The organism is Mycobacterium sp. (genome assembly GCF_019243155.1).
GTDB lineage: Bacteria > Actinomycetota > Actinomycetes > Mycobacteriales > Mycobacteriaceae > Mycobacterium.
The window spans coordinates 1-10,592 of the sequence record NZ_JAFAUS010000320.1; the positions used below are offsets into that span (position 1 = coordinate 1).

Annotated in this window: 10 protein-coding genes; 5 read left to right on the plus strand and 5 right to left on the minus strand. The window is 70.8% G+C overall.

Going from position 1 to position 10,592, the window contains the following annotated elements; translation table 11 throughout:
* The 4 genes from JOZ00_RS16225 to JOZ00_RS16240 all read right to left on the minus strand — a co-directional run.
* Positions 1 to 488, minus strand: a 488-nt coding sequence (locus tag JOZ00_RS16225) for a pyridoxamine 5'-phosphate oxidase family protein (RefSeq protein ID WP_293345296.1), incomplete at its 3' end; no start/stop codon positions are given.
* 15 nt (positions 489 to 503) lie between these two features.
* Positions 504 to 2,000 carry an NAD(P)/FAD-dependent oxidoreductase gene (locus JOZ00_RS16230; RefSeq protein ID WP_293345298.1) on the minus strand — a complete coding sequence of 499 codons (1,497 nt, stop codon included), beginning with the start codon at positions 1,998 to 2,000 and terminating at the stop codon, positions 504 to 506.
* 8 nt (positions 2,001 to 2,008) lie between these two features.
* On the minus strand, positions 2,009 to 2,971 hold the full coding sequence (locus JOZ00_RS16235; RefSeq protein ID WP_293345300.1) for an alpha/beta hydrolase: 963 nt from the start codon (positions 2,969 to 2,971) through the stop codon (positions 2,009 to 2,011).
* Positions 2,972 to 2,993: 22 nt separating this feature from the next.
* The gene (locus tag JOZ00_RS16240; RefSeq protein WP_293345302.1) at positions 2,994 to 3,959 is read right to left on the minus strand and encodes an alpha/beta hydrolase; all 966 of its coding nucleotides are present in this window, start codon (positions 3,957 to 3,959) and stop codon (positions 2,994 to 2,996) included.
* Between JOZ00_RS16240 and JOZ00_RS16245 the strand changes: the two genes are divergently transcribed.
* The 3 genes from JOZ00_RS16245 to JOZ00_RS16255 all read left to right on the plus strand — a co-directional run bounded on the left by JOZ00_RS16245 (position 3,958) and on the right by JOZ00_RS16255 (position 7,309).
* Positions 3,958 to 4,689: a lysoplasmalogenase gene (locus tag JOZ00_RS16245; protein WP_293345304.1), complete on the plus strand. Its 732-nt coding sequence runs from the start codon at positions 3,958 to 3,960 to the stop codon at positions 4,687 to 4,689. The two genes, JOZ00_RS16240 and JOZ00_RS16245, sit on opposite strands and share 2 nt — an antisense overlap.
* Positions 4,690 to 4,736: 47 nt before the next feature.
* Positions 4,737 to 6,692 (plus strand): primosomal protein N', encoded by a 1,956-nt coding sequence (locus tag JOZ00_RS16250; RefSeq protein ID WP_293345314.1) that lies wholly within the window; start codon positions 4,737 to 4,739, stop codon positions 6,690 to 6,692.
* Between the two features lie 131 nt (positions 6,693 to 6,823).
* Positions 6,824 to 7,309: a MarR family transcriptional regulator gene (locus JOZ00_RS16255; protein ID WP_293345306.1), complete on the plus strand. Its 486-nt coding sequence runs from the start codon at positions 6,824 to 6,826 to the stop codon at positions 7,307 to 7,309.
* A gap of 19 nt (positions 7,310 to 7,328) precedes the next feature.
* On the opposite strand, the gene JOZ00_RS16260 is transcribed toward JOZ00_RS16255, so the two are convergent.
* Positions 7,329 to 8,153 (minus strand): methyltransferase domain-containing protein, encoded by an 825-nt coding sequence (locus JOZ00_RS16260; RefSeq protein WP_293345308.1) that lies wholly within the window; start codon positions 8,151 to 8,153, stop codon positions 7,329 to 7,331.
* A gap of 158 nt (positions 8,154 to 8,311) precedes the next feature.
* Between JOZ00_RS16260 and fmt the strand changes: the two genes are divergently transcribed.
* Together fmt and JOZ00_RS16270 are read left to right on the plus strand one after the other, a co-directional pair.
* A complete protein-coding gene (gene fmt / locus JOZ00_RS16265) occupies positions 8,312 to 9,241 on the plus strand; it encodes a methionyl-tRNA formyltransferase (protein ID WP_293345310.1) in 930 nt (309 codons plus the stop codon).
* The coding region (locus JOZ00_RS16270) for an rRNA small subunit methyltransferase B (RefSeq protein WP_293345312.1) at positions 9,238 to 10,592 on the plus strand (1,355 nt) is incomplete at its 3' end. The genes fmt and JOZ00_RS16270, both read left to right, overlap by 4 nt.

Sequence of the window (10,592 nt, forward strand, 5' to 3'; positions counted from 1 at the left end):
GCGTACTTGTCATCGGTGGCCTTGCGGTGCGCGGCGTCGAGCACCGGCCGTTCGTCGACCAGCTCGTAGTAGGGCACCGCGAATCCGCAGGCGTCGGCGATCCGCTCGACGTCGACGACGATCGCGGTGCGCACTCCCGAGTGCTGATCGCCGAAATGCGTTAGGAGACTGCTGAATTCGGCGTCATCCGGCCGGACGACCCGCCCGGTGCCGAACAGCCGCAGGATGCGCGAGTTGTGGGTGAACGAGCAGAACATGATGGTGATCCGCCCGTTGTCGCGCAGGTGGGCGATCGTTTCCGCGCCGCTGCCGAATAGATCCAGATACGCGACGGTGTGCTCGTCGAGCACCGCGAACGTGTCGCGATATCCCTTGGGGGAGAGGTTGATTCGGCCCCCCTCGGTGGGTGCGGTGGCAACGAAGAACACGGCCTGTTCGGTGATGAAGTCGCGCAGCGACTCGTCGAGACGGGAAAACTCCTTGGCCACCCGTGCAGCGTAGCGCTAGCCGCCGAATCGATAGTCGGACAGATCGAACCGCCGGCTGCGCCAGTAGGCCTCCACGGTCGTGGTGGGACGCAGCGGGACGTCGCCGTTCTTGTCGAAGTAATAGCTGTTGGCCAGCCGGCAGCTGTCCTGCCAGAAGATCTGGCGATGGCGCTTGCGCATCATCTCGGCGAAGTACCGGTCGTTGGCTTCCTCGGTGATCTCCACGCGCGACACGCCGTGGCTGCGGGCGTGTTTGAGACACCGGACGATGTGGTGGGTCTGCGTCTCGATGAGCGCGAAGTATGACGAGCCGACGTAGCCGTACGGGCCGAACACGGTGAACATGTTCGGGAAACCGGGAACCGATACGCCCTCGTAGGCCTGCAGCCGGTGCTCATCCCAGAACCGGCTCAGCGACTTACCGCCGCTTCCGGTGACCGCGAACGTCGGCACGTTGTCGGTGTCCATCACCTTGAAACCGGTTGCCAGCAACAGCACGTCGGCCTCGTGGGTCTCGCCGTCCGTGGTGGCGACGGCCGAGGGCGTGACCTTGTCGATCGGCTCGGTGACCAGCCGCACGTTGTCGCGGTTGTAGGTGGCCAGGTAGCCGTTGTGAAAGCCCGGCCGCTTGCACCCCACCGCGTACTGCGGCGTGAGTTTTTCCCGCACGTCCGGATCGTCGACCTGTTGGCGCAAGTAGCTGCGGCCCGCCGCCGCCATCCGCGTGGCGAGCGGAAACACCGTGAAGTACTGCGCCGAGATCGGGAAGGTCACCTCGACGAAGGCCTGGCTGAGCAGCCGTTGCGCGATCTTGCCGCCGGGGATCCGCATCGCCCAGCGGGCCGCCGTGGGCAGTTCGACGTCGAACTTGGGGAAGCACCAGATCGGGGTGCGCTGAAACACGGTGAGCTGGGAGACGATTGGCGCGATCTCGGGGATGACCTGGACGGCCGAGGCGCCGGTTCCGATGACGGCGACGCGCTTGCCGGTCAGGTCCTGGCTGTGATCCCAGCGCGCGGTGTGCATCGTGATGCCGGCGAAGGCGTCGACGCCGTCGATGTCGGGCAGGTTGGGCACCGTGAGAACCCCGCAGGCGCTGATCAGGAATCGGGCGGTGACCTCCCCGCCGGGGTCGGTCTGCACCCGCCACAGCGCGTGCTCCTCGTCGAACTCCGCGGATTGCACCTTGGTGTTGAACCGGATTCGCGATGTGATGCCGTACTTGTCGACGCAGTGTTCGGCGTACGCCTTGAGTTCCCGGCCCGGCGCGTAGGTCCGCGACCAGTCCGGGCTCTGCTCGAAGGAGAACTGATAGGAGAACGACGGAATGTCCACGCCGATACCGGGATAGGTGTTCCAGTGCCACGTCCCGCCGACCCCGTCGCCCGCCTCGACGATGAGATAGTTGGACAATCCGGCCTTGTCGAGTTTGATGGCGGCGCCGATCCCCGAGAATCCGGCGCCGACGATCAGGGTGTCATAGTCGGGTGTCTCTGCTGTGCGCGGGCTCATCGGAATGCCTAGGCGTGCAGCGCCTTTTGCAGCGCGGCCAGTCCGCGGTCGGCGGCTTCCGCCGCGGCGGGTATCACCGAGGCGAAGCTGACGTAGCCGTGCACCAGCGTGGGTTCGTTGCTCAGTTCGGCCTGTACGCCCGCGGCGCTGAGCAGCTTGGCGTAGCAGGCCCCGTCGTCGCGCAGCGGATCATGTTCCGCCGTGCCGATATACGCGGGCGGCAGACCGGACAGGTCTTCGGCGTTCGCCGGCGCCAGCGTGGTCGGCAGCGCCGTCGGGTCGGTGATGTCGATGTCGGGCAGGTACCAGGACAGGAAGGCGTCGATGACCTCACGGTCCAGGATCGGCGCGGTGGCGTTCTCCTGGTGCGACGGCAGCGACAGGTCCGCGGTGACCGTCGGGTACCAGAGCAGCTGGAAGCGCAGCGCCGGGCCGCCGTTGTCGCGGGCCAGCAGCGCGGTGACCGCGGCGAGGTTGCCGCCGGCCGAGTCACCGGCCACGGCCAGCCGGCTGGGATCACCGCCCAGTTCGGTGGCGTGTTCGGCGGCCCACTGCAACGCCGCCCAGCAGTCGTTGACCCCGGCGGGGAACGGATGCTCGGGCGCCAGCCGATATTGAACCGACACCACGATGGCCCGGGCGCCGACGGCGTGCGCGCGGGCGACGGGGTCGTGGGTGTCGAGGTCGCCGAGACAGAATCCGCCGCCGTGATAGAAGACGACGACGGGCAGAGGCCCGTCGATGTCGGTCGGCCAGTAGATGCGGACTCCGATGCCGGTCACGTCGCCGTGGCCGACCGTCCGGTTCTCGACCCGCAGGTCCGGGAGCATTTCGGGCGGCACTTTGAGCAGCCGCAGCCGCGACCGCGCGACCTCCACCCCGTCCGCCGCGCTGAAGGTCATCGGAAACGCGTCGAGCAACGACTTGAACGCCGGATCGATGCCGGGTCGGGCGATGGGCGGCTCGGTCATCGTTTCACCGTACGCTCCGGGCTCAGGGCCACAGGGCATTTCGCAGCGCGGCCAGTCCGCGCTCCATCGCAGCGGTGGCGGCGGGCACCACACCCGCGTAACCGAGGTACCCGTGCACGAGCGTCTCGGCGTTGTGCACCTCGGTGGGGACGCCCGCGTCGGTCAGCAGTTCGCCGTACCGGATGCCGTCGTCGCGCAGCGGGTCCCAGCCGGCGACGCCGATGTAGGCCGGCGCGAGTCCGGAGAGGTCTTTCGCCCGCCCCGGCGCCATGCCGGGGGGCGGGTCGGCCAGGTCGACATCGCCTGCGTACCAACGTGAGAACGCGGAGACGGACTTGTCGCTGAGAATCGGCGCGTCCGCGTTCTCGGAGAAGGACGGCAGCGACGCGTCCCACAGCGTGGCCGGATACCACAACAGTTGGAAGGCGATCGGCGGCCCGGCGTCGTCGCGGGATCGCTGCGCGATCACGGCGGAGATGTTTCCGCCGGCCGAGTCGCCGGCGACGGCGATGCGGGCGGTGTCGGCGCCCAACTCGGACCCGTTCGCGGCGACCCACGCAAGAGCGGCCCAGGCGTCGTCGACGGCGGCGGGGTAGGGGTGTTCGGGCGCCAGCCGGTACTCGACGGACACCACGACCGCGTCGGCGCCGACGCAATGCTGGCGTGCGGTGCCGTCGTGGGTGTCCAGGTCGCCGACGACGAATCCGCCGCCGTGGCAGAAGAGCACCACGGGTGGACCGGAGCCGCCGTCGGAAACGCTTGACGGCCAATAGATCCGGATGTTGATCGGCCCCGCCGGGCCTTCGATGGTGCGGTCTTCGACCCGCAGCTCGGGATGCAACGGCCGGCGCGGCAGGTCGCGCAGTCGCTGGCGCGCCGCGTCGACGCCGTCCTCGGTCGATAGTCGGAAGGGAACCGCATCCAGTACCTTCAGCAGGATGGGGTCGATCCCGGGTTTCTCGTCGGCTGCGTCGTCCAAGCGGGGCATGGAGGTACCGTACGCACCTCGTCTGGTGGCCGGCGCCTGGGTGGTGGCCGGCTGGGCGGCCCTGGGCTACGGCGTGTACCTGACCGTGCTGGCGCTGCGTTCCCCGCCGGGGGCCGAGCTGACCGGGCACTGGGCGTTGCAGCCGGCGTTCAAGGCCTCGATGGCTTTGTTGTTGACGCTAGCCGCGGCCGCGCACGGCATCGTTCGCGAGCGGCGGTGGCTGATGCCGGCGCTGCTGCTGTCGGCCTTGGGCGACTGGTCCCTGGCGATCCCGTGGTGGACGCAGTCCTTCGTGGTGGGGCTGGCGTCATTCCTGTTGGCGCACTTGTGTTTTGTGGGCGCGCTGTTCCCGCTGGTTCGAAGGGCCTGGCCGTCGAAACCCCGCATCGCGGCGGTGGTGCTGATGTGTGTGGCGTCCATCGCGCTGCTCGCTTGGTTCTGGCCTCGGCTGGGTGAGCTCACGGTTCCGGTGACCGTCTACATGGCCGTGCTGACCGCGATGGTGTGCACGGCCCTGCTCGCGCAACTGCCGACGATCTGGACGGCGGTGGGGGCGGTCTGTTTCGCGGTCTCGGATTCGATGATCGCCATCAGCCGCTTCGTGCTGGGCAACGAGGCGCTGGCGGTCCCGATCTGGTGGTCCTACGCCGCCGCCCAGATCCTGATCACCGCGGGATTCTTCTTCGGCCGGTCCGAGATCCCCGACGCCGCCGAGCCCGCCACGGCGTGACCGCGCGCACGCCCGTCGAGGTGGAACCGATCGCCCGGGTGCTGCCGATGCTCTCGGTGCCGCACCTGGACCGCGAGTTCGACTATCTGGTGCCGGCCGAACTGTCCGACGATGCCCAGCCCGGCGTCCGGGTGCGGGTGCGCTTCCACGGCAGGCTGGTCGACGGCTTCGTGCTGGAGCGCCGCAACGACACTGACCACAGCGGCAAGCTGGGCTGGCTCGACCGCGTCGTGTCGCCCGAACCCGTGCTCACGGGCGAGATCCGGCGACTGGTCGACGCGGTGGCCGCGCACTACGCCGGCACCCGCCCGGACGTGCTGCGGCTGGCCGTGCCGGCCCGGCACGCGAGGGTGGAGAAGGAACCGCCGGCCGAGCGCGCGGCACCGGGTTCGCTGGTCGCGGCGCCCGTCGACCCGTCGGGCTGGGAGGTGTACGGCCGCGGTGCGCAGTTCCTGGCGGCCCTGGCCGAATCCCGTGCCGCGCGGGCCGTCTGGCAGGTGCTGCCGGGTGACTCGTGGGCCGACCGCTTCGCCGAGGCCGCCGCGCAGACGGTGCTGGCCGGACGGTCGGTGCTGGCGATCGTGCCCGATCAGCGCGACCTGGACGAGTTGTCGCGGGCCGCGACCGCCCGCATCAACGAGAGCGGCGTCGTCGCGCTGTCGGCGGGCCTCGGTCCGGCCGCCCGCTACCGGCGCTGGCTCGCGGCGCTGCGCGGCAGGGCGCGGCTGGTGATCGGCACCCGCAGCGCCGTGTTCGCGCCGCTGTCCGGCCTGGGTCTGGTCATGGTGTGGGCCGACGCCGACGACAGCCTGGCCGAGCCGCGGGCGCCGTACCCGCACGCCCGGGAGGTGGCGATGCTGCGCGCGCATCAGGCCAGCTGCGCGGCGCTGATCGGCGGGTACGCCCGGACCGCCGAGGCCCAGGCGCTGGTGCGCAGCGGGTGGGCGCACGACATCGCGGCCGTGCGACCCGTGGTGCGCGCCCGGACCCCGCGGGTGATCGCGCTCGACGACACCGGCTACGCCGACGAACGCGACCCGGCGGCGCGCACCGCGCGCTTACCGTCCATCGCGCTGCGGGCCGCCCGCTCGTCGCTGCAGGCCGGCGCCCCGGTGCTGGTGCAGGTGCCGCGGCGCGGATACGTCCCCTCGCTGGCCTGCGCGCGCTGCCGCACGATCGCCCGCTGCCGGCATTGCACCGGTCCGCTGTCGCTACCCGAGCGGGACGGGCCGGGTGCGGTCTGCCGCTGGTGCGGGCGGCTCGATCCGACCCGGCGGTGCGCGCGCTGCGGCTCGGATGCGGTGCGCGCCGTGGTCGTCGGAGCCCGCCGCACCGCCGAAGAGCTCGGCCGCGCGTTCCCGGGCACCGCGGTGATCACCTCGTCGGGCGACGGCGTGGTGCCCGAGGTCGCCGCCGGCCCCGCCCTGGTGGTCGCCACTCCCGGCGCGGAACCCGGCGCGTCCGGCGGCTACGGGGCCGCGCTGTTGCTGGACACCTGGGCTTTGCTGGGCAGGCAGGATCTGCGGGCCGCCGAGGACGCGCTGTGGCGCTGGATGAGCGCCGCCGCGCTGGTGCGCGCGCGCGGCGACGGCGGTGTGGTGCTGGTGGTGGCCGAATCATCAATTCCCACAGTGCAATCGCTGATCCGCTGGGACCCGGTCGGCCATGCCGAGGCGGAACTGACCGAACGGGCCGAGATCGGCCTGCCACCCAGCGTGCACATGGCGGCGCTGGATGGGACCGCCGGCGCCGTCGGCGCGCTGCTCGACGAGGCCCGCCTACCCGACGGGGCCGACGTGCTCGGCCCGGTGGATCTGCCTGCGGGCGTGCGTCGTCCGGCCGGGACGCCGGCGGGTGTGGCGGTGGTGCGGATGCTGGTTCGCGTCCGTCGCGAGCAGGGGCTGGCGCTGGCCGCGGCTCTGCGTCGAGGCGTCGGTGTGCTCAGCGCCCGGCAGACCAGCGAGCCGGTTCGGGTGCAGGTGGACCCGCTGCATATCGGCTGACCCCGCGCCGATAATTACCATGGGCGATAGTATGCCTAGGTAACATTCACTGACTACGACATTGGAAGGTTGCTACACTTTCTAATTCCTAGCGGCCGGATGGCCCGCGGAAGCTCCAGAGGAGGGGCGCGATGGCAGTAGACCATTCGACCGTCGACGAGTCGCTGGATGTCATCACCGACGCTTTGTTGACGGCTTCCCGTCTGCTGATGGCCATTTCGGTTCGCTCCATCGGTCAGGTCGACGAGACGATCACCGGCCCGCAGTTCCGGACTCTGGTGATCCTGTCGAACCGGGGTCCGGTCAATCTGGCCACACTCGCCGGTCTGCTGGGTGTGCAGCCGTCGGCCACCGGGCGAATGGTGGACCGCCTCGTCGCCGCCGGGCTGATCGACCGCCTGCCCCACCCGACTTCTCGCCGTGAGCTGCTCGCCGCCCTAACCAAGCGCGGCCGCGAGGTCGTTCGCCAGGTCACCACGCACCGGCGCACCGAGATCGCCAGCATCGTGGAAAAGATGCCGCCGCAGGAACGCCACGGGCTGGTGCGTGCGCTGACGGCGTTCACCGCGGCCGGCGGAGAGCCCGACGTTCACCTGGACGCCGAAACCGATCTGTAGGCAAGACGACCGGCCTGACTCAGGCCTCCGCGCGCTTTTCGGCGGTGAGCAGCAAATACTCCCAGCGCATGGTGCCGTTGGCCAGGTGTTGCTGAGCGAGTTCGACGAGCTGGGCGTCGAGGTCGTCGGACAGCAACCGGTTGTGGCAGATGTTGGCGTAGGTCTCGATCGTCGGGCCGTAGTTGTTCTTGAAGTAGGTGTGGACGGCCTCGGCGCTGTCGAACCGGTTCACGTCCAAGAGGCCACGCGCGGTCTTGACGCGGTCGACCCGGTCACCGAGCAGCGCGGTGACGTAGCGTTCGCGTCCCCATAACGTCGCCGGTGGCACCGCCTGCGACAGGCTCGGCCGATAGGGCCTGATGGTGGACAGCATCCGGCCGAAGAACCCCTCGTTGGTCCAGCTGATCACGCCGATCGTGCCGCCCGGCCGGCAGACGCGCACCAGCTCGTCGGCCGCGCGCTGCTGATCGGGCGCGAACTGCACGCCGATCGCCGAGATGACGGCGTCGAACTCGCCGTCGCCGAAGGGCAGCGCATGCGCGTTCGCTTCGCGGTAGTCGATGTTGAGGTCCAACGCGGCCGCCCTGGCCTGCGACCGCCGCAGCAGGTCGGGGGTGAGGTCGCTGGAAACGACATCGGCACCTGTGGCGGCGGCCGGAATGGAGATATTGCCCGACCCGGCGGCGACGTCGAGAACCCGCATGCCGGGTCCGATGCCGGCGGCCTCGACGAGAACCGGGCCGAGGGGGGCCATCACTTCCTCGGCCATCAAGGCGTAATCGCCCAGCGCCCATACCGTTTGATTGGCGGCCCGGGTGTGGTCGTCGAAGACTCGGAGGGCCATCAGACCTCCTTCGCGGTCGAGGGCTGTCTTCCTGACGTCATCGTCGCGGCCGAACATCACTCCCGGCAACAGTATTTATGGGCAACAGTCTACGCGCGAAATTTGCTTCGAGCTCCGGGCACGTCCGGCCGGTATCGGAGGCTTCTTAGACTGTGCCGGTGCGCCTCGTCTTCGCCGGAACCCCGGAACCCGCCCTGCCCGCGCTGCGTCACCTTCTCGACTCGCCGCGTCACGAGGTGGTTGCCGTGCTGACGCGGCCCGACGCCGCGGCCGGCCGGCACCGCAATCCGGAGCCGTCACCGGTCGCCCGCGAAGCGCTCGACCGCGGCATCCCGGTGCTGCGTCCGCAGCGGCCCAATTCGCCGGAGTTCGTCGCCGAACTCGCGGAGTTGGCGCCGGACTGTTGCGCGGTGGTGGCCTACGGCGCACTGCTGCGCGACGCCCTGCTCGCGGTGCCCCCGCGCGGGTGGATCAATCTGCACTTCTCGCTGTTGCCCGCCTGGCGCGGCGCGGCGCCGGTGCAGGCCGCGATCGCCGCGGGAGACACCATCACCGGGGCAACAACGTTCCAGATCGAGCCGAGCCTGGACTCGGGCCCGATCTACGGCGTCGTCACCGAGACGATCCGGCCGACCGATACCGCGGGCGAACTCCTTGAGCGACTTGCCCTTTCGGGCGCAGCCCTGCTGACGACGACGCTGGACGGCATCGCCGACGACAGGTTGGCCCCGCAACCGCAACCCGCCGACGGAGTCAGCATCGCGCCGAAAATCACTGTGGAGGAGGCCCGGGTGCGCTGGGACCTGCCCGCCGCCGTCGTCGAGCGGCGCATCCGCGCCGTGACGCCCAACCCGGGCGCCTGGACGCTGATCGGTGACCTGCGAATCAAAGTCGGGCCGGTACAACTCGATGACGCCCCGGAACCGTTGCCGCCCGGCGGTATTCACGTTGATCGCACAAGCGTGTGGATCGGCACCGGCACGGAGCCGGTGCGACTGGGCCAAATCCAGCCGCCCGGAAAGAAACTCATGAACGCGGTCGACTGGGCGCGCGGCGCGCGGCTGGAATCCGAAGCGCGGGCGACATGAGCGCCAACCCGCGCAGGCGGCGGCCGCTGGACCCGGCCCGCGCCGCCGCGTTCGACGTGCTGCGCTCGGTCACCGAGCGTGACGCGTACGCGAACCTGGCCCTGCCCGCGGTGCTGCGCGACCGCGGGATCAGCGGCCGCGACGCCGCGTTCGCCACCGAGCTGACCTATGGCACCTGCCGCAGCCGCGGCCTGCTCGACGCCGTGATCGGCGCGGCCGCCGGGCGCTCCCCGGATGCCATCGACCCGGTGTTGCTCGACCTGCTGCGGCTCGGCGCCTACCAGCTGTTGCGCACCCGGGTCGACGCGCACGCCGCGGTGTCCACCACCGTCGAACAGGCGGGCATCGAATTCGATTCCGCGCGAGCGGGTTTCGTGAATGCGGTGCTGCGGACCATCTCCCGCCGGGACGAGCAGTCCTGGGTCGACGAGTTGGCGCCGGATCCGTCACGCGACCCCGTCGGGCATGCCGCGTTCGTGCACGCACACCCGCGCTGGATCGCGCAGGCCTTCGCGGATGCGCTCGGTGCTGCCGCGGGAGAACTCGACGCGGTGCTGGCCAGCGACGACGAGCGGCCCCGGGTGCACCTGGCGGCGCGCCCGGGAGTGCTGACCGCCGCCGAACTGGCCGATGCGGTGCAGGGGACCGTCGGGAAGTATTCGCCGTACGCGGTGTACCTGCCGGGCGGGGACCCCGGGCGGCTGGCGCCGGTGCGCGACGGCCGGGCGCTGGTGCAGGACGAAGGCAGCCAGCTGGTGGCCCGGGCGCTCGCGGTGGCGCCGGTGGACGGTGACACCGGCCGGTGGCTGGACCTGTGCGCCGGGCCGGGCGGCAAGACCGCGCTGCTGGCCGCCCTGGGCGCGCAGGCCGGGGCCCGCGTCACCGCGATCGAACCGGCGCCCGCCCGCGCGGACCTGGTCGTCGAGAACACCCGCGCGCTGCCCGTGGACGTGCTGCGGGTCGACGGGCGGCACACCGATCTCGAGCCGACGTTCGACCGCGTGCTCGTCGACGCGCCCTGCACCGGTTTGGGCGCATTGCGTCGTCGGCCGGAGGCCCGGTGGCGGCGGCAGCCCGCCGACGTGCCGGCGCTGGCCAAGCTGCAGCGCGAGCTGTTGGCCGCGGCGATCGCGCTGACCCGGCCCGGTGGTGTCGTGCTGTATGCGACGTGTTCGCCGCACCTCGCCGAGACCGTCGGGGTGGTCGCCGACGCGTTGCGCCGGCAGCCGGTTCAGGCGCTGGACACCCGGACGCTGTTCGAGTCGGTGGACGGGCTGGGGGACGGGCCCTATGTCCAGCTGTGGCCGCATCGGCACGGCACCGACGCCATGTTCGCGGCCGCGCTGCGCCG